General features: G+C 62.8%; 15 protein-coding genes. 4 read left to right on the forward strand and 11 right to left on the reverse strand.

Annotated elements, in window-relative coordinates; genetic code table 11:
- The first annotated feature begins 84 nt into the window (after window positions 1-84).
- A complete protein-coding gene (locus F7R20_RS09345) occupies window positions 85-1,014 on the forward strand; it encodes an AraC family transcriptional regulator (RefSeq protein WP_003205146.1) in 930 nt (309 codons plus the stop codon).
- 135 nt (window positions 1,015-1,149) lie between these two features.
- On the opposite strand, the gene F7R20_RS09350 is transcribed toward F7R20_RS09345, so the two are convergent.
- The 6 genes from F7R20_RS09350 to F7R20_RS09380 form a co-directional block, all read right to left on the reverse strand.
- Window positions 1,150-2,205, reverse strand: coding sequence for an ABC transporter ATP-binding protein (locus F7R20_RS09350; RefSeq protein WP_003205147.1), 1,056 nt, complete (start codon window positions 2,203-2,205; stop codon window positions 1,150-1,152).
- Window positions 2,206-2,220: 15 nt separating this feature from the next.
- A complete protein-coding gene (locus tag F7R20_RS09355; RefSeq protein ID WP_003205149.1) occupies window positions 2,221-3,069 on the reverse strand; it encodes an ABC transporter permease in 849 nt (282 codons plus the stop codon).
- On the reverse strand, window positions 3,066-3,974 hold the full coding sequence (locus F7R20_RS09360; protein ID WP_003205151.1) for an ABC transporter permease: 909 nt from the start codon (window positions 3,972-3,974) through the stop codon (window positions 3,066-3,068). Before F7R20_RS09360 ends, F7R20_RS09355 begins: the two co-directional genes overlap by 4 nt.
- 346 nt (window positions 3,975-4,320) lie before the next feature.
- On the reverse strand, window positions 4,321-5,424 hold the full coding sequence (locus tag F7R20_RS09370) for an ABC transporter substrate-binding protein (RefSeq protein WP_003205153.1): 1,104 nt from the start codon (window positions 5,422-5,424) through the stop codon (window positions 4,321-4,323).
- Window positions 5,425-5,640: 216 nt separating this feature from the next.
- Window positions 5,641-7,089 carry an aldehyde dehydrogenase family protein gene (locus F7R20_RS09375; protein ID WP_003205156.1) on the reverse strand — a complete coding sequence of 483 codons (1,449 nt, stop codon included), beginning with the start codon at window positions 7,087-7,089 and terminating at the stop codon, window positions 5,641-5,643.
- Window positions 7,086-8,723, reverse strand: a complete 1,638-nt coding sequence (locus F7R20_RS09380) for a 5-guanidino-2-oxopentanoate decarboxylase (RefSeq protein ID WP_003205159.1) — start codon at window positions 8,721-8,723, stop codon at window positions 7,086-7,088. Before F7R20_RS09380 ends, F7R20_RS09375 begins: the two co-directional genes overlap by 4 nt.
- Window positions 8,724-8,883: 160 nt before the next feature.
- On the opposite strand from F7R20_RS09380, the gene F7R20_RS09385 reads away from it, so the two are divergent.
- Window positions 8,884-9,792: a LysR substrate-binding domain-containing protein gene (locus tag F7R20_RS09385; protein ID WP_003205161.1), complete on the forward strand. Its 909-nt coding sequence runs from the start codon at window positions 8,884-8,886 to the stop codon at window positions 9,790-9,792.
- Window positions 9,793-9,925: 133 nt separating this feature from the next.
- On the opposite strand, the gene F7R20_RS09390 is transcribed toward F7R20_RS09385, so the two are convergent.
- A complete protein-coding gene (locus F7R20_RS09390; RefSeq protein ID WP_003205163.1) occupies window positions 9,926-10,945 on the reverse strand; it encodes an alpha/beta fold hydrolase in 1,020 nt (339 codons plus the stop codon).
- A gap of 254 nt (window positions 10,946-11,199) precedes the next feature.
- On the reverse strand, window positions 11,200-13,512 hold the full coding sequence (gene metE / locus F7R20_RS09400; protein ID WP_003205166.1) for a 5-methyltetrahydropteroyltriglutamate--homocysteine S-methyltransferase: 2,313 nt from the start codon (window positions 13,510-13,512) through the stop codon (window positions 11,200-11,202).
- 109 nt (window positions 13,513-13,621) lie between these two features.
- Here metE and metR point away from each other — a divergent pair, with 109 nt between their 5' ends.
- Both metR and F7R20_RS09410 read left to right on the forward strand, forming a co-directional pair.
- A complete protein-coding gene (metR, locus tag F7R20_RS09405; protein ID WP_003205167.1) occupies window positions 13,622-14,539 on the forward strand; it encodes a transcriptional regulator MetR in 918 nt (305 codons plus the stop codon).
- 150 nt (window positions 14,540-14,689) lie between these two features.
- Window positions 14,690-15,937 (forward strand): hypothetical protein, encoded by a 1,248-nt coding sequence (locus F7R20_RS09410; RefSeq protein WP_039013834.1) that lies wholly within the window; start codon window positions 14,690-14,692, stop codon window positions 15,935-15,937.
- Between the two features lie 4 nt (window positions 15,938-15,941).
- Here F7R20_RS09410 and F7R20_RS09415 read toward each other — a convergent pair whose 3' ends face one another.
- The 3 genes from F7R20_RS09415 to F7R20_RS09425 are packed head-to-tail and all read right to left on the reverse strand — an operon-like array spanning window position 15,942 to window position 17,569.
- Window positions 15,942-16,487: a GNAT family N-acetyltransferase gene (locus tag F7R20_RS09415; RefSeq protein ID WP_003205171.1), complete on the reverse strand. Its 546-nt coding sequence runs from the start codon at window positions 16,485-16,487 to the stop codon at window positions 15,942-15,944.
- Window positions 16,488-16,489: 2 nt separating this feature from the next.
- On the reverse strand, window positions 16,490-17,128 hold the full coding sequence (locus F7R20_RS09420) for a LysE family translocator (RefSeq protein WP_003205173.1): 639 nt from the start codon (window positions 17,126-17,128) through the stop codon (window positions 16,490-16,492).
- A gap of 24 nt (window positions 17,129-17,152) precedes the next feature.
- Window positions 17,153-17,569, reverse strand: coding sequence for an NUDIX hydrolase (locus tag F7R20_RS09425; protein WP_003205175.1), 417 nt, complete (start codon window positions 17,567-17,569; stop codon window positions 17,153-17,155).
- Window positions 17,570-18,032 lie beyond the last annotated feature (463 nt).

Raw genomic sequence — 18,032 nt, forward strand, 5'->3', positions numbered from 1 at the left:
GCTTTCAACAGGATGTTGCTACCGCTGCGCCTTGCACAAACATAAGCTTTTGTTCATCGCTCCCTATCGCCTGAGGATCCCGGCATGTCGCCACTCGACCACGCCCACGTCCCGCTGGACACGCACTTGGAACAACAGCGCGCCGAATTGGCGTCGATCATCGACCGCAACACCAGCGAAGACGGCAGCTATGCCACGGCCATCGGCTCGCTGAACCTGTCGCGCCACAGCAAGCCTCAAAAGTTCGCTCCGGTGCTGGCCCAACCGGCGCTGTGCATCATGGCCCAGGGCAGCAAACAGGTGCGCCTGGCGGATGAGCTCTTCAACTATGACCCGCTCCATTACCTGGTGGTCTCGGTGTCGATGCCGTTGAGTGGTTGCATCGCGGACGTTTCGCCGCAAGAGCCGATCCTCGCCCTGCGCCTGGACATCGACCCGGCGGAAATTACCGCACTGATCGCCGACGCAGGCCCCCTGGGTGTTCCGACCCGCCCCGCCGGACGGGGGCTGTATGTCGAACGCCTGGACACGCCGACGCTCGACGCCGTGCTGCGCCTGGCGCGGTTGCTCGATACACCGAAAGACATCGCCATGCTCGCGCCGCTGGTGCGCCGGGAAATCCTCTATCGCCTGCTGCGCAGTCCCCAGGGTTATCGGTTGTACGAAATCGCCATCGCCAACAGCCAGAGCCATCGCATCAGCCAGGCGATCAAGTGGCTCAACGGCCATTTCGAACAGCCGCTGCGCATCGATGACCTGGCCCGGGAAGTGAACCTCAGCGTCTCGACCCTGCATCACCGCTTCAAGGCCATGACTGCCATGAGCCCGCTGCAATACCAGAAGCAACTGCGCCTGCAGGAAGCCCGCAGGCTGATGCTCGCCGAAGGGCTGGAAGCCTCGGCGGCGGGGTATCGGGTGGGTTATGAAAGCCCTTCGCAGTTCAGCCGCGAGTACAGCCGGTTGTTCGGCGCGCCGCCGTTGCGGGATCTGGCGCGGTTGCGGATGACTGTTTGACCTGGGGTTTGTGTTGACTGGGCCGGCCCCATCGCGAGCAAGCTCGCTCCCACAGGGGTTCGCTGTTCACAACAATCAACTGTGGGAGCGAGCTTGCTCGCGATGAGGCCAGTAAAAGCACCTCATTTCTTGAACTCAGGCACCGAGCAACCGACACGCCTGCGCCGGTATGGTCACCGACACCGCATGCCCAATGCCCAGGTCCATGCCCTGGCAAGGCGTGTTCAGCGCCGTGAACGAGATCCCGGAACACTCCACCGTGGTCTCGACGGTCGCGCCAATGTCCCGCACGAACGTCACCTTGCCCAGCAACCGGTTACCCGCCGAGGCCTGGGGCGAGGACAGTTGCAGGTCTTCGGGGCGCACCAGCAACTTGATCTTCTCGCCAGCGATGACGCTATGGCTGGCCGGCACGTCCAGCGTGTCCCCGCCCGGCAGCCCGACCCGTCCGTTGCCCAGGGTGGTCGCCGGAAAAATGTTGCCTGAGCCGATGAAGTCGGCGACGAACTCATTGGCGGGGTGCCGGTAGATCTCGATCGGCGTACCGACCTGTTGCACCCGATGCTCCCCCAGCACCACGACGATGTCAGCCATCGTCATGGCTTCGCGCTGATCGTGGGTCACCAAAATGGTAGTGATGTTCAACCGCTGTTGCAGTTGGCGGATTTCCACTTGCATCGACTCGCGCAACTTCGCGTCCAGAGCCGACAGCGGTTCGTCCAGCAGGAGGATTTTCGGCCGGGCGGCAATGGCCCGGGCAATCGCCACGCGCTGGCGCTGGCCGCCGGACAGTTTCGCCACGGGCCGGTCGATCATCGCCTGGAGCTGGATCAGTTCCAGCAACTCCACCACCCGCGCCTGTTGCTCGACCTTGCCCACGCCCCGCAGCTTCAGCGGATAGGCGATGTTCTCGCCGACGGTCATGTGGGGAAACAGGGCCAGCGATTGAAACACCATGCCGAAGTTGCGCAGGTGCGCCGGGGTGTGGCCGATGTCTTGGCCATCCAGGCGGATTTCGCCGCCGCTGAGGCTTTCCAGGCCGGCGATCATGCGTAGCAAGGTGGTCTTGCCACAGCCCGAAGGCCCGAGGAAACACACCAGTTTGCCCTCGGGCAAATGCAGGTTCACGTCCGTGACCGCGCAGGCCGAGCCGTAATGCTTCTCGACGTTTTCCAGTATCAGTCCAGTCATGTCTTCACCTCGAAATCAAAAGGAAACGCCGCCCTCGCCCACCAGCTTCTCCAACGCCCAGATCAACACGAAATCGATCAGCACGATGAGCACGGCAAACGAGAAAACGGTGGGGTCCAGCGACGACACGGTGCGGCTGTACATCCAGATCGGCACGGTCATGACATCGATGGTGTAGAGGAAATAGGTCACGGTGAATTCGTTGAACGAGACAATGAACGCCAGCAGCATCCCGGCGAGAATCCCCGACTTCATCAACGGCACCACCACATCGACGATGGCCCGCCGTGGTGTCGCCCCGAGCATTCGCGCGGCTTCTTCGACTTCACTGCCGATACCGAGCATGGCGGCGGTGCAGTTTTTCACCACGAACGGCAAGGCGAGGATCACGTGGGCAATGACCAGTCGCGAGGTGGTCATCTGGAATGGCAGGCTGTCGAACACCAGCAGCAGCGCCAACCCCAGCACCACCATGGGAAACACCAGCGGCAGCGACATCAGTTGCAACGCCACGGCCTTGCCACGGAACTCGCAACGGGTCAGCGCGTAGGCCGCCGGCACCGCGATCAGCGTAGCGAAAATCATCGTCAGGCAGGCCACCAACAAACTGGTGCCCATGGCCTGGCCCAGGCTCAGCACGTCGCTGGCATCCGGCGATACGAAGGTGTGCCACGCCGCCCGATACCATTGCAGGCTGTAGCTGCTCGGCGGAAAGTCCAGGTTCGCCGCGCCGCTGAAGGACATGACGATCATGGTCAGGATCGGCAGCACCGCCAGCAACAGGATGAAACCCGACAGCAGCCCCACTGCGCGCCCGGTTTCACCGGGCAACAGCGACTGGCGTTTTTTGCTCAACGCGGTCATTGAGAAGCCTCCAGCATCCGTCGACGACGGCCGGTGAAATATTCGGACAGGGTCATGATCATCAGCGTGGTGACAATCAGCACCACCCCTGCAGCGGACGCGGCGGGCCAGTTCATCAACGGGGCAATCTGGTCGTGGACCATCACCGCCAACATCGGCACCCGCCGCCCACCCAACAGCAGCGGCACGACAAAGCTGCTGGCGTTGTAGGCAAACACCAGCGTCGCGCCGGTAATGATCCCTGGCAGGCTCATGGGCAGCACCACTTGGCGAAACACCTGGAAGCGGCTCGCGCCGAGGGTGGCGGCGGCCTCTTCATAACTGCGGGCAACGCCACGCATGGCGCTGGCGATGGGCAGCACGGCCAGCGGGAAGGCCGTCTGGACCAGGCCCATCAACACACCATTCTGGTTGTACAGCAGCATGATCGGCCGCTTGATAAGGCCCAGGCCCATGAGCGCCTGATTGAGCATGCCGGCAGGGCCGAGGATCACCAGCCAGCCATAGCTTTGCAGCAGCAGGTTGACCAACAGCGGTAACAGCACCGCCGCCAGGAACACCCGCCGCAACAACGGCGAGGCCAGGCGCGACATGGTGTAGGCCACAGGGATCGCCAGCAGCACGGCGATCACCGCACTGATCAACGCAAGGCGCAAGGTCAGCAGCAGGGACTTGAGGTAATAAGGCTCCAGCAACTGCCCGTAGCTGGCGAGGCTGAACCCACTCCACTCCGCACCCTTGGTGCCGACGCTCATGCGCAGCACCAACAGGCTGGCAGCGATCAGCACGCCGAGAAACAACATCGACGGCGACAGGAACAGCCAGGCTCGGCGGGTGGGGGAAATCTCCCGGGGTGGACGCATGGGCGCGACACTCTGGTGATGGGTTAACGGTAGGTGTTCCATGGCAAGATCTCGTCAGTGGAAAACGACAGAACAAACACAATCTCAAAACAACCCAATCCCCTGTGGGAGCGAGCCTGCTCGCGAAGGCGACAGCACAGTCAGCATCTCCATCAACTGAACCACCGCTATCGCGAGCAAGCTCGCTCCCACACTGGTTCTCGGCTGGGCCGCAAGACCAATGCACACCCCAATGCCCCTGTGGGAGCGAGCTTGCTCGCGATGGCGACGGCACAGTCAGCATCTCCAGCAACTGACTCACCGCTATCGCGAGCAAGCCCGCTCCCACACTGGTTCTCGGGCGGTCACAGAGGCCGCATTGCTGGGCAGCCGGTGTCTGGCATGCGTTTCAGGAAGAGAAAATTTCCGTGTACCGGCGGATCCATTGGTCATGCACCGTCGCCAGGAAGGCGTTGTCGTGCATGATCGCTTTGTCGGCGATTTGCTCCGGGGTGAGGATGTAGGGGCTCTTGCGCGCTTCGCTGGAGATGATGGCCTTGGCGTTGACCGGGCCGTTGAAGATGTCTTCGGCCATCTTGCCCTGCACCAGCGGGTCGAGGGAGTGGTCGATGAAGGCGTAGGCCAGGTCGGTGTCGCCCGGGCGGTTTTTCGGCATGACCGAGAGCATCAGGTCGGTATAGAAACCTTCCTTCATGCCGAACGTCGCCCCCAGGCTGTAGGCCGGGTCGCGGATCTGCTTGGGAAAAAACGCTGGCGCATACAAGCCGCCCATGTCCAGGGAGCCGGTGCGAAACAACTCGGCGATCTGGTTCGGGTTTTCCCCCAGAGTCACCACCCGGTCCTTGAGCTCGGCGAGTTTCTTGAAACCGGGCTCGATGTTGTGTTCGTCACCACCGGCCAGCTTGGCGGCGATGATGATCAGGTCCATGGCCTCGGTCCAGTTCGGCGGCGGCAGGAAGATGTTCGGTGCCAGCTCCGCATCCCAAAGCGCGGCGTAACTGTCCGGCGCCTGACTCAAGGTCCGGGTGCTGTAGACCAGGCTGTTGCACCACAGCAAATAACCGATGCCATGGCCGCCGGCGCCGGTGCGGTATTGCGCCGGCACATCGGCCAGGTTGGGAATGCGGTTGAGGTCGGGCTTTTCCAGCAGCCCGGCGGCGGCCAGGCCCTCGGCGCCGACGCCGGCCAGGGTGATGATGTCGTACTGCGGCCGGTCGCCACCGGCCTTGAGCTTGGCGACCATTTCCGAGGTACTTCCGGTGCGGTCGGCAATGACCTTGGCCCCGGTCTTGGCCTCGAAGGTGGCGGCGATGTTGCGCAACGCCGCCAGCCCGGTGTCATCGGACCAGGTGAGCAGGCGCAGGGTCTTGCCGACGAACCGCGTATCGCTGGCCCGGGCGCTGATGAAGGGCACGCTCATGGCGGCCGCCGCTACCGAAACCACACTTGCAGTCTTGATGAATTGACGTCTGTTCAGATCATGCTCGCCCATGGAGGACTCCCTTTATTCTTTTAAGTATGAGGTGGGTAAAAACCGTTGCGCCCGCACCGTTCGACGTCGAGCAAAGCCCCGTACAACAAGGGCTTCACCGCCGTCTGCGGCCATCCTGAGGTTGTGCAAAATCCCTGACTATCGAAAAAAACTCATTGGAGCCATGTTCCTGGCGCATGCCTTTTTTCGAGGCATGCGTGACCTGATAACGTGCCGTCAGACCGCCCGGATCACATGCTTGATTTCCTGAAACGCGGCCAATCCCCAGGGCCCCAATTCGCGGCCGAGACTGCTCTGTTTGTAACCGCCCCACGCCGCCTGGGGGAAAATCACCTGCGGCGCGTTGATCCACACCAGCCCTGCCTGCAAAGCGTTGGCCACCTCTTCGGCAGCCGCCGTATCACGGCTGACCACGCTGGCCACCAGGCCGAAACGGCTGTCGTTGGCCAGGGCGATCGCCTGCGCCGGGGTGCTGAAACGGCGTACGCACAACACAGGCCCGAAGATCTCTTCGCACCACAACGCACTGTCCAGGGGCACGTCGGTAAAGATTGTCGGCTGTAAAAAAAAGCCGCGCGGCAGATGCGCGGGTCGCTGCCCACCGCACACCAGCGTCGCTGCGGCGCTCAAGCCACGGTCGATGTGCCCCAGCACCCGCTGGTATTGCGCCTGGTTCACCAGCGCGCCCATCTCCACATCCGGGTCGAACGGGTCGGCCACGCGGATCGCCTCGGCGCGGGTCTTGAGCCGTTGCAGGAATTCATCGGCCAGTTCATCGGCGACCAACACACGACTGGTGGCCGAACACATCTGCCCGGCATTGAAGAAACCACCACCGCAGGCCAGCTCCACCGCCAGGTCCAGGTCGGCATCGGCCAGCACCAGCAGGGACGATTTGCCGCCCAGTTCCAGGCTCACGCCCTTCACCGTTTCCGCCGCCCGTTGCATCACCTGCACACCCACCGCATTGCTGCCGGTGAAGGAAATCTTTGCCACGCGCGGGTCCGCCGCCAATGGCGCCCCAACTGCCAGGCCCGTGCCGCAGACCAGGTTGAACACGCCGTCGGGCAACCCGCATTCGGCGATGATCGACGCTAGTTCCAGCTCCGGCAACGGCGTGACCTCCGACGGCTTGAGCACCACGCAGCAGCCGGCAGCCAACGCCGGGGCGAGTTTCCAGGCCGTGGTGACCATCGGGAAATTCCACGGCACGATCAGGCCGACCACGCCGCAGGGTTCGCGGCGCAGGCGTGCGCTGAAATCAGCACTGGGCAATGCCAGCGGGCTGTCTTGCCGGGCGTCCAGGCCTTCGGCCAACTCGGCGTAATACTCGAAGGTGGCGACCACATCGTCGACATCGATGGCCGCTTCGAACAGCGGTTTGCCGTTGTTGCTCGATTGCAGGTGCATCAACCGTTCACGAGCGTCCCGCACGCCAGCGGCAATCCGGCGCAGAATCGCGCCACGCTCGGCGCCGGTGGTGTTCGACCAGTGCGTGAAAGCCTGGGTCGCCGCGTTCAACGCCTGATCGACAGCGCCCTCATCGCCGCCATAAACGGTGGTCAGCAGCGCTTCGGTCGCCGGGTTGATCACCCGCAGCGGTTGATCGCCGGCCAACCACTCACCGTCGATGTACAGCCCGTCTTGCGTCGTAGGAAAATTCATTTCGACACCTGCGCCATCCAGGTTGCCTGGTCGATCTCGATCAGCGTCGGGCCCTGCCGGTCGCAAGCGGTGAGCAACGCGGCGTGCAGTTGCGCCACGCCGTCGATGGCTTCGGCAGCGCAGCCCAAGGCCTTGGCGACGCCGATGAAATCCGGGGTGTAGATGTCCACGCCCACCGGTTCGATGGCGCGGTTGACCATGTATTTCTTGATCTCTTCGTAGCCCTGGTTATTCCACAGCAGCACGATCACCGGCGTGCGCGCCTCCACGGCGCTGGCCAGTTCCGGCAGGGTGAACTGCAACCCGCCGTCGCCAATCAAACACACCACCGGCGGGCGACCGTGGCCCCGGTCCTTGCCACCTAGCCAGGCACCAATGGCCGCTGGCAAGGCGTAGCCGAGGGTGCCGTAGCCGGTGGATGAATTGAACCAGCGGCGTGGCTGCTCCGGGTTGAAGGTCAGGTTGCCGGTGTACACCGGTTGGGTCGAATCGCCGACGAACACCGCCTCCGGCAGCGCTTGCAAGACGGTGTCGAGAAACAAGGTCTGGGCACGGGTCGCCGCGTCCCAACTGCCTTGAAGATCCGCGCGCAACCGGGCGGCACGCGTCGCGCCCCAATCGTCACGGCGCTCGGCCAAGGGGTGCTGGCTCAAGGCGTCGAGCACGGCCCGGGCGGCGACGCGGGCGTCGGCCACCAGCGCCAGGTGCGGCGGGTAGTTGCGCACGGTCTGGTCCGGGTCGATGTCGATGCGCAGCAGCGCACCGGGGATCTCGAAGCCGCCGGCGAAGGTAATGTCGTAGTCGGTCTCGGCCAGCTCGGTGCCGATGGCCAGCACCACATCCGCCTCGGCCACCAACGCGCGGGTGGCGACCAGGCTCTGGGTGGAGCCGATCAGCAACGGATGGCGGGCCGGCAACAGGCCCTTGGCATTGATGGTCAACGCCACTGGCGCGCCGAGGCGTTCGGCCAGTTCGGTCAATTCGGCCGCCGCGTCGAGGGCTCCGCCGCCGGCCAGGATCAATGGCCGCTTGGCCGATGCCAGCGTTGCCGCCATTTGCGCCACGGCACTCGGCGCAGCTCCGGCGCGGTTGATGTTCACCGGCACGCTGGCGAGCAGGGCATCGGCGTCTTCGACCAGCACGTCCAACGGAATTTCGATGTGCACCGGCCGCGGGCGTCCAGCCTGGAACACGGCGAACGCCCGAGCCAGCACGCCGGGCAATTCAGCGGCGGACATCAGCGTGTGGGAAAACGCCGCCACCCCACCCACCAATGCAGCCTGGTTCGGCAGTTCATGCAACTTGCCGCGCCCGCCGCCCAACTGGCTGCGCGACTGCACGCTGGAGATCACCAGCATCGGGATCGAATCGGCGTAGGCCTGGCCCATGGCGGTGGTGATGTTGGTCATGCCGGGGCCGGTGATGATGAAACACACGCCGGGCTTGCCGCTGACCCGGGCGTAACCATCGGCCATGAAGCCTGCGCCCTGTTCATGACGCGGGGTCACATGGCGGATGCTGGAACGGGCCAGCCCGCGGTACAACTCGACGGTGTGCACGCCAGGAATGCCGAACACCTGCTCCACGCCATACGCTTGGAGTAACTTGACCAATACTTCGCCGCACGTCGCCATTGCCATTGCCTTTTTCTTGTCGTGTAAAGGGCCTCGCACAGCCTGCGGCGGGACCCTTTTTTGTCTTGGGAATGGCGTTATTGGAACGGTCCGACCATAGCGGCAACAATGGATAAAAAGTCATACTAGCCATGTCCTCACGTCATGGCTTGGATCCGAAATGAAACGACTTCCCCCGCTGCCGGCGCTGCACACGTTTCTGATCACGGCCCAATGCTGCAACTTCACCCGGGCCGCCGAACAACTGCACATCACCCAGGGCGCGGTGAGCCGGCAGATCGCCGGGCTGGAAGATCATCTGGGTTATGCGCTGTTCCAGCGCCAGGCACGCGGCCTGAGCCTGACCGCCGAAGGCCAGGCCTGGCTACCCCGAGTGCAGCAGGTGTTCAGCCTGATCGGCGAAGCGGTCGAGCAGGTCGGCGAAAAACGCCAGACCCTGCAACTCAAGGCTCCGACCTGCGTGATGCGCTGGCTGCTGCCGCGCCTGTTGCAATGGCAGAAGGAACGGCCGGACGTGCCGGTGGAACTGACCACCACGGTCAGGCACGGCGTGGACTTCCAGCGCGAAGCCTTCGACGCCGCGGTGGTCTATGGCCCACCACCTGACGCCTCGCTGGCGTGCGTGCATCTGTTCGATGAACAACTGACGCCCGTCTGCTCTCGCCCGATCCTGGAAGGCCCGGTGCCGCTGCGTGAACCCGCCGACCTGCAACAACACCTGCTGTTGCACCCCACCCGTGACGAGCGCGACTGGAACGCCTGGCTGGCGGCGGCCGATGTGCACTTGAGCAATGTCAGCAAGGGCCAGCATTTCGAAACCCTGGACCTGGCGATGTCCATGGCTTCCCAAGGCACTGGCGTGGCGATTGGCGACTGGTCGCTGATCGGCGACGACCTGAGCGCCGGCCGGCTGGTGATGCCGTTCGAGCTGAAGGTCAAGACCGGCCTGGGTTATCACCTGGTGCACCCGCACAAACCCCAAGTGTCGGGGCCGTTGCAGGAATTGATGGGGTGGTTGGTGGAGCAGGCCCAGGCGCGGTCCTGTGGGAGCAAGGCTTGCCCGCGATGAAGGCGACGCGGTCTTGATCATTCCCACGCTCCTGCGTGGGAATGCCGCCAGGGACGCTCCGCGTTCCGCTTCTGGAAGGTGACGCGGAGCGTCACGGGATGCATTCCCACGCAGAGCGTGGGAACGATCAAGATCAGAGCAGATTAGGCGCCTGCACCGGCTCGATCTGCGCCCAGTGCGACGTGTCTTCACGGTGCTGCTGCAGATACGGCAACACGGCCCCCAGCAACGGCGCCTTGAATGCCTCCTGGAAACGATGGGCCAGGCCCGGGATCAACTTCAACTGGCTGCCTTGGATGTGCGCCGCCAGATGCACGCCGTGCATCACCGGCAGCAAAGGGTCGGCGGTGCCGTGGACCACCAGGGTCGGCACCCGCAGTTGATTGAGCAGCGTAACCCGACTCGGCTCGGCCATGATCGCCATGATCTGGCGCTTCACGCCTTCGGGGTTGAAGGCCCGGTCATAGGCCACGGCGGCCTGATGCAGCAATGCCTGGCGATCATCCACCACCATCGGGCTGCCCAACGCGGCCAGCAGATCGGCCTGCTGCTGCAGGGCCGCTTCGCGATTCGGCGCACTGCGCCGCGACAGCAACTGCACCAGCGCGGCGCTGGGTGCGGGCAAGCCTTCGGCACCGGAACTGGTCATGATCAGGGTCAAGCTTTCGACCCGCTGCGGCGCCATGGCGGCCATGTGCTGGGCGATCATCCCGCCCATGCTCACGCCCAACACATGGAAGCTTTGCACCTGCAAGGCGTCCATCAGCCCCAGCCCATCATCGGCCATGTCGGTCAAGGTATAAGGCGCGGCCACGGGCAAGCCGAGTTTGTAGCGCAGGGCTTCGAAGGTCAGGTTGGCGCTGCCGGGAGCCTGGCGCCAGGTGGACAGGCCGACGTCGCGGTTGTCGTAGCGAATCACCCGGAAACCCTGCTCGCACAGGGCGACCACCACTTCGTCCGGCCAATGGATCAACTGCCCACCCAGGCCCATCACCAGCAACAGCGCCGGATCCGAAGCACGGCCAACGCTCTGGTAGGCCAGGCTCACCTGATCCAGATCGACCCGTTGGGTCGCAACATTGATGTCACACCGAGAAGCCGCCATCGACGGCAGGCCGAAAAACAACGCGGCCAGGAAAATGAATACACGCATGAAGAAACACCGAAACGCAGAACCCCAGTAGAGCGCGAGTCTGATGAAGTTTGTTCAAGCGCGCTGCCACAGTTGCGTGACAGTTTGATGAAGATTGCCGAATGGTTGCCTGCGCGAAGGATATATCTGTGGGTAAGGATGTATCTGTGGGAGCAAAGCTTGCTCGCGATACAGGCACCTCGATTCCAGAGAAATCGCGCTGGCTTCATCGCGAGCAAGCTTTGCTCCCACAGGTACCCGCCCAGGCGTCAGCTTCAGGCCAGCTGGCTACGCAACTGCCGCGCCGCCGCCACCATGTTCACCAGTGCCGCTTCCGTTTCCGGCCAGCCCCGGGTTTTCAACCCGCAGTCGGGGTTGATCCACAGCCGCTCGGCGGCGATCCGTTTTACCGCCTTGCTCATCAGCGCAACCATCTCAGCCGTGTCCGGCACCCGTGGCGAGTGGATGTCGTAGACGCCCGGGCCGATGTCGTTCGGGTAGTCGAACGCCTCGAAAGCCTCCAACAACTCCATGTCCGAACGCGAAGTCTCGATGGTGATGACATCGGCGTCCATGTCGGCGATGGCCTTGATCACATCATTGAATTCGCTGTAGCACATGTGGGTATGGATCTGGGTTTCGTCGCCCACCCCCGACGCGCACAAACGGAACGCGTCAACCGCCCAATCCAGGTACTCCTGCCATTGCCCGCGACGCAGCGGCAACCCTTCGCGGAACGCCGCCTCGTCGATCTGCACAATCTTGATCCCGGCCTTTTCCAGGTCCAGCACTTCGTCCCGCAGGGCCAGGGCCAGTTGTTGCGCCTGGACCTGGCGCGACACGTCTTCGCGGGGGAACGACCACATCAGCATGGTCACGGGGCCGGTGAGCATGCCTTTCATGACCTTGTCGGTCAGGCTTTGCGCGTAGCGGATCCAGTCGACGGTCATGGCGCTCGGCCGACTGATGTCGCCATAGATGATCGCCGGTTTCACGCAGCGCGAACCGTAGCTCTGCACCCAACCGAAACGGGTGAAGACGTAGCCGTCCAGTTGCTCGGCAAAGTATTCCACCATGTCGTTGCGCTCGGCTTCACCGTGCACCAGCACGTCCAGGCCCAGGCGCTCCTGGATCTGCACGGCATGGCGGATCTCGGTGTGCATGGCGTCCTGATAGTCGTTGGCCGACAACTTGCCTTGCTTGTAGGCCTGGCGTGCCAGGCGAATGGCCGGGGTCTGCGGGAAGGAACCGATGGTGGTGGTGGGAAAGGCCGGCAGTTTCAGTCGGGCGCGCTGGCCTTCGATGCGTTTGGCAAACGGTGAACGCCGCTGGCTGTCCTGTGGCCCGATTGCCGCCAGGCGCGCCTGGACCGCGGGTTTGTGAATGCGTGCCGAGCTGGCGCGACTGGCCTGCACCTGGCGGCTGTCGGCCAAGGCCTGCTGCACAGCGTGGGCCTGGGGATCGTTCAGGGCATCGCGCAGCACCGCGACTTCACCGCACTTCTGCACGGCAAAGGCGAGCCAGCTCTTGAGTTCCGGATCGAGGCGGTCTTCACGCTCCAGGTCCACCGGGCTGTGCAGCAGCGAGCACGAGGTGCTGACCCAGAGGTTGTCGCCAAAGCGCTCCTGGGCCGGTTGCAACTGCGCCAGCGCCTGTTCCAGTTCGCAGCGCCAGACGTTGCGCCCGTTGACCAGGCCCACCGAGAGAATCTTGTAGGTCGGCAGGCGGTCCAGCACCTGGCCCAGTTGTTCCGGGTCACGTACCGCGTCGATGTGCAAGCCGTCCACCGGCAGGCTCACCGCCAGGCCGAGGTTGTCTTGCAGGCCACTGAAATAGGTGGCCACGAGTTTTTTCAGCGGCGAGTACTGGAGGATGTGATAAGCCCGCTCGAAAGCGCTCTTCCAGGCTTGAGGCAGATCGAGGGTAAGGATCGGTTCGTCGATCTGCACCCATTCCACGCCCTGGGCCTTGAGGCGGTTGAGGATTTCACCGTAGACCGGCAGCAGGCGCTCCAGCAGGTCGAGCTTGTCGAACGCCTCGCCCTTGGCCTTGCCCAGCCACAAGTAGGTCAACGGGCCGATGATCACCGGTTTGACCTGATGGCCCAAGGCATGAGCCTCGTCCACTTCATCGAACAACTGTTCCCAGCTCAGGGCGAAGGTCTGGTCGGCGGAAAACTCCGGGACCAGGTAATGGTAGTTGGTGTCGAACCACTTGGTCAGCTCCTGGGCGTATTGCGCCTGACCGTGGTCGGCACCGCAGCAACTGGCCGTGGCGCCACGGGCCATGGCGAACAGGGTGTCGAGGGTCGGCCGGCCCTGGGCATTCAAGGTACTGTGGAAACGCTGTGGAACCGCGCCCAGGGTCAAGGAGTGAGTGAGCACCTGGTCGTACCAGGCAAAGTCGCCGACGGGCAGCAGGTCGATGCCGGCGTCTTTCTGCAGTTGCCAGTGCCGGGCCCGTAGTTCGCGCCCCACCGCTTGCAGCGCGGCCGGGGCCAGGTCGCTCTTCCAGTAGGCTTCGAGGGCTTTTTTCAGTTCGCGGTCGGCGCCGATGCGCGGGAAACCGAGGGTGTGGGCCAGGGCCATGGTGTGCGTCCTCCTGTAAAAGATGGCGCCATTGTCGACAGCTGACCCTACATGAGACAAACTCAACCTTTTCGTGTTGATCACAAGTTTTACTCATGGAGCTACTCCGGTGCTTGAACTCCGTCACCTCAAGACCCTGCACGCCCTGCGCGAAGCCGACAGTCTGGTCGAAGCCGCCGAACGGCTGCACCTGACCCAGTCCGCCCTCTCCCACCAGTTCAAGGAACTGGAGGAGCGCCTGGGCATGCAGTTGTTCGTGCGCAAGACCAAGCCAGTACGCTTCACCAGCGCCGGCCTGCGCCTGTTGCAACTGGCCGATGCCGCCCTGCCCTTGCTGCGCGGCGCCGAACGGGACATCGCCCGCCTGGCGGGCGGCACCGCCGGACGGCTGCACATGGCCATCGAGTGCCATAGCTGCTTCCAGTGGTTGATGCCGACCATCGACCAGTTCCGCGATGCCTGGCCGGAAGTCGAACTGGACCTGGCCTCGGGCTTCGCCTTCGCGCCGTTGCCAGCCCTGGCCCGGGGCGACCTCGACCTGGTGGTGACCTCCGACCCGCTGGAGCTGGCCGGCATCACCTACGTGCCGTTGTTCACCTACGAAGCGATGCTCGCCGTGGCCAACCAGCATCGACTGGCGGGCAAGGCGTACATCGTCCCCGAGGACCTGATCAGCGAAACCCTGATCACCTACCCGGTGGAGCGTGATCGGCTGGACATCTTCACCCGCTTCCTGGAGCCAGCCGACATTGAACCGGCCCAGGTGCGCACCTCTGAACTGACGGTGATGATGATGCAACTGGTGGCCAGCGGTCGCGGCGTCTGCGGCATGCCGCACTGGGCCCTGCATGAATACAGCTCGCGGGGCTACGTGAAGGCCAAGCGGCTGGGGGAGAAAGGCTTGTTTGCCACGTTGTATGCGGCGGTGCGCACCGACATGCTCGACGCGCCGTACATGCGCGACTTTTTGCTGACGGCCAAGGACACGTCGTTCTCCACACTCGACGGCGTCAGTGCCGTGCGCTGAAGCACAGGGGGTTTCACTCGGTGTGCAAAATGACCATCCGTCTTGATCTCGCACTCGCCTGTCAGATCTGACAGGCGACACTCTTCTCCTTTCGCGCTCTGATGGTGTCTGTCCCGAATCAGTTCAGGCACCGCAGCCGAGGAGAAAAAGATGAACAGCCTCCGCAACTCATCGCAGGCCGACGCAGCTCTTGAGCTGTGGCCCATGTACATTCCAGGATGGAAGACACCCGTACTGCCGACAGGGACCTACCACGGCGGCATTCCCCTGACCATTCACTCGCCGTCCATCCGCCTGTACATGGTGATTGATCCGCTCAAGACACTCTCTAAACCACTGGCCATCGATGATTCCGTGGAGCTGTGGGTCAATGGCCAACCGACATCAGTGATCAAGATCATCAAGGTGGGCGAGGAGAACGACCGCATAGACATGGAATTGCCATGGGGATGGCTGGTGAACGGCGCAAATACAATGTTTTACCGAGTGACTCGGGTCAGCCAGAATCACGATGACTCGCTCCCGATCCTGGACCTGCTGTTTCATTACCCGCCATCCGAGATCACCGTCAGCCATCCGGCCAGCGCCAACCCCGCACAGCCAGGCACGTTTACGTTAACCCGCAGCTACCCGCGCGAATATGATGGGGTGACACTGACCGTGGGGACTTGGAGTAAAACGATTCCCTATGTTCATCCCGCCAACCCAATCACTTACACGTTGACGGCCGCTGACCTTCAGCAGATCGGCGACGGCACGCATCCGGTGAGCGCCCGGATAGTTGATCAATTGGGCAACAGTAATGTATCGACGACGAGCTCCATCATCATCGGCACGGCACCGGTGGAATGGGAGGATCACTACACTTCACTGGCGGACGCTTATAACGGCTGGATTCCCTATCTGGCGGCTCGTTCCGGATCTATCCGTCAGCACGTCATGAACCATCAATTAGTAAACGCGTTTTTCAACTTCACCGACCAAGGCACCCCATACGGCTTCGCCGGGGTCATCCTCTATCAAGACTTCCTGTTCATTCCCGGGCAATACCAATTCACGTTCGAAGGAACCCATGTTGCCGACAACAGCCACATTCCGGGGCTGGTCAACCCGATCCTTTACCCAGATACCGGCATGCCGCAATGGCGTGGCGTTCCCCGCCATGTCCCCAAGGATGGAGTCTGGTACGTGTTTTCAATCGTATTCACCATCATCGAAAGAGGGACGGTACGAATGTATATAAACAATGACCAGGATGGCAGTAACGGTAACGATTTCGGCATACGAAACATAAGAATCGTGCGATTGAACAGTGGAGCAGGAAGCATGAGTGCGCCTGCGCAGGAATCCGATTTGCCCGTCTATACCGGTCCACGGCCAGAGATCAAATACCCTTGACCGATTATCGGGACAGGGGCGAATCGACCTCTTCGCACTTGATCTCAGGCATCGATATCTGGCGCCACATGTGGATTTTGTCGAAGTAATCCTCGCCCACCCGCACCGCTAAAGGTTCAAGTCCGAACTGGATGAAGCCGCAGCGCTGGTACAACTTGAAGGCGGCCTCATTGCCGGCGGTAACGGTGAGCTGGATGAGTTTCAGTGCAGGATGGTTTTGCGCCTCGGCCAGTGCTGCTTGCACCAGCTCATGACCCCAACCGTGCTGACGAAAATCGGCCGACACATACATGCCAAACAGTGTTGCCTTGTGGCGAGCCTTTTCCCGCGCTTCGAAGGCCAGGCCAACGATGCCGGCCAACTTGCCTGCTTCGAACGCGCCCAGCAGCACATCGAGCTTGCTGGTCAATCGCCCCTCCCACCAACTCAACGGCATCATTGCCCGCTCCCGCACACTGGAGGTGAACGCCTGCGGATGGCAATCGTAGGCTTCAAGCATCAGCTCGCGGTAGGCCAGGGCATGACTGGCATCCAACCGTTCGATCCACATGCTCACGCCGTCCTGCGTTGTTCAAGCATCAGTCGCAACGCCAGCGCACCGAGGACAAACCCCATGAAGTAGCGCTGCGCCGCCAGCCAGGTCGGGTTGTGGACGAACCATGAGGCAATGCCTGCAGCGAACAGGGCGATCAGCAGGTTGACGCTGAAACTGACGCTGATCTGGGTCAGGCCCAGGATAATGCTCTGGGTGAACAGCGAACCGTGTTCCGGGCTGATGAACTGCGGAAACACCGACAAATAGAACACCGCGATCTTGGGGTTCAGGGCGCTGGTGAGAAAACCCATGGTGATCAACTTGCGTGTCGAGTCCGCTGGCAACTGCTGGGCCTCGAAGGGCGAACGCGCGCCCGGCTTCACGGCCTGCCAGGCGAGCCACAACAGGTACAGCGCACCGGCCCACTTCAATACTTCATAGGCCACAGGCACCGCCAGGAACACCGCCGTCAACCCGGCGGCCGCGGCGAACATGTGCACGAAGAACCCCGCCACCACCCCCAGCAAGGAGGTGACGCCGGCCTTGCGGCCCTGGCAGATCGAACGGGAGATCAGGTAGATCATGTTCGGGCCGGGCGTCAGTACCATCAGCAACGCGGCGGCGGCGAAAATCAACAGGTCCGGCAATGGAATCATGAGCGTCAGTCCTTGAGGCGTGAATCAGCAGGTAGCGAGAAGTGTCGCTCGATAAAACGGCAGGATCACCTCGCCTGTCAACGGTGCCAGCAAAAGATTGCTGTCGCCGGCCGGGTCGATCCAGCACACCTCTTCAATTTCGGCAGCCGGCGAAACCGGGGCGTCGATGCTCAGCAAAAACACCTCGGCCTGCACGACAAACCCCGGCTCGTTGGCCGCCGGAGCGCTGAATACGCCCAGGTAACGGGCCTGTGCCGGGTCGATCTGCAGCCCGAGCTCCTCCTCCAGCTCACGGGCCAGCGCCTGCACGGGCTGTTCATGGGCCTCGATCTTGCCGCCCGGCTGCATGAAGGCCCGGGTGCCGCGCTTGCGCACCAGCAGGGTTCGACCATCCGGCCCGAGCAACAGGGCGGCGGCGATGCGGATGAGGGAAGTGGTCATGGGTGATCGAAGCCTTGGCCGGGAAAGTGACGGGGAGATTACAACGCGTAGGGGTGGGAGCAAAGCCTGGTGCTGGACTAAAAATCAGTGCAGTTCCTGTGGTCAGTTTCGACCGATTGGGGTTGGTGTGTATATCCGTTGCTGCGGTCACGGCGACTTAGGGTTCCGCCCTGACGGCGGGTCACTTTTGAAAAGCCCGGAAGCCGACCCAGTCAAAAGTAACCAAAGCGCTCCTGCCCCACCACTCGGTGCCTCGCCTAGGCTCGGTGTGCCTGAACGAAGGCATTGCTCCGTGGGCCCACCGCGAAGGGCCATCCATGGCCCAGCGCGGTTAACGGGGCGCCGAGATCAACGTCCGCCGCGAGGCGGCCTAGTAGCCGGCCTGGCTCTTGCGGTCGTACACCTCATCAGATCTGTGGGAACCATCAGATCTGTGGGAGCAAAGCTTGCTCGCGAGGGGGCC

It is taken from the genome of Pseudomonas brassicacearum subsp. brassicacearum, assembly GCF_008801605.1.
Classification (GTDB): Bacteria; Pseudomonadota; Gammaproteobacteria; order Pseudomonadales; family Pseudomonadaceae; genus Aquipseudomonas; species Aquipseudomonas brassicacearum.

Bases quoted from the DNA above. Each gene is read 5' to 3' on its own strand.
- F7R20_RS09345 (WP_003205146.1), top strand. From the start codon at position 85: ATGTCGCCACTCGACCACGCCCACGTCCCGCTGGACACGCACTTGGAA.
- F7R20_RS09350 (WP_003205147.1), bottom strand. From the start codon at position 2,205: ATGACTGGACTGATACTGGAAAACGTCGAGAAGCATTACGGCTCGGCC.
- F7R20_RS09355 (WP_003205149.1), bottom strand. From the start codon at position 3,069: ATGACCGCGTTGAGCAAAAAACGCCAGTCGCTGTTGCCCGGTGAAACC.
- F7R20_RS09360 (WP_003205151.1), bottom strand. From the start codon at position 3,974: ATGGAACACCTACCGTTAACCCATCACCAGAGTGTCGCGCCCATGCGT.
- F7R20_RS09370 (WP_003205153.1), bottom strand. From the start codon at position 5,424: ATGGGCGAGCATGATCTGAACAGACGTCAATTCATCAAGACTGCAAGT.
- F7R20_RS09375 (WP_003205156.1), bottom strand. From the start codon at position 7,089: ATGAATTTTCCTACGACGCAAGACGGGCTGTACATCGACGGTGAGTGG.
- F7R20_RS09380 (WP_003205159.1), bottom strand. From the start codon at position 8,723: ATGGCGACGTGCGGCGAAGTATTGGTCAAGTTACTCCAAGCGTATGGC.
- F7R20_RS09385 (WP_003205161.1), top strand. From the start codon at position 8,884: ATGAAACGACTTCCCCCGCTGCCGGCGCTGCACACGTTTCTGATCACG.
- F7R20_RS09390 (WP_003205163.1), bottom strand. From the start codon at position 10,945: ATGCGTGTATTCATTTTCCTGGCCGCGTTGTTTTTCGGCCTGCCGTCG.
- metE (WP_003205166.1), bottom strand. From the start codon at position 13,512: ATGGCCCTGGCCCACACCCTCGGTTTCCCGCGCATCGGCGCCGACCGC.
- F7R20_RS09410 (WP_039013834.1), top strand. From the start codon at position 14,690: ATGAACAGCCTCCGCAACTCATCGCAGGCCGACGCAGCTCTTGAGCTG.
- F7R20_RS09415 (WP_003205171.1), bottom strand. From the start codon at position 16,487: ATGTGGATCGAACGGTTGGATGCCAGTCATGCCCTGGCCTACCGCGAG.
- F7R20_RS09420 (WP_003205173.1), bottom strand. From the start codon at position 17,128: ATGATTCCATTGCCGGACCTGTTGATTTTCGCCGCCGCCGCGTTGCTG.
- F7R20_RS09425 (WP_003205175.1), bottom strand. From the start codon at position 17,569: ATGACCACTTCCCTCATCCGCATCGCCGCCGCCCTGTTGCTCGGGCCG.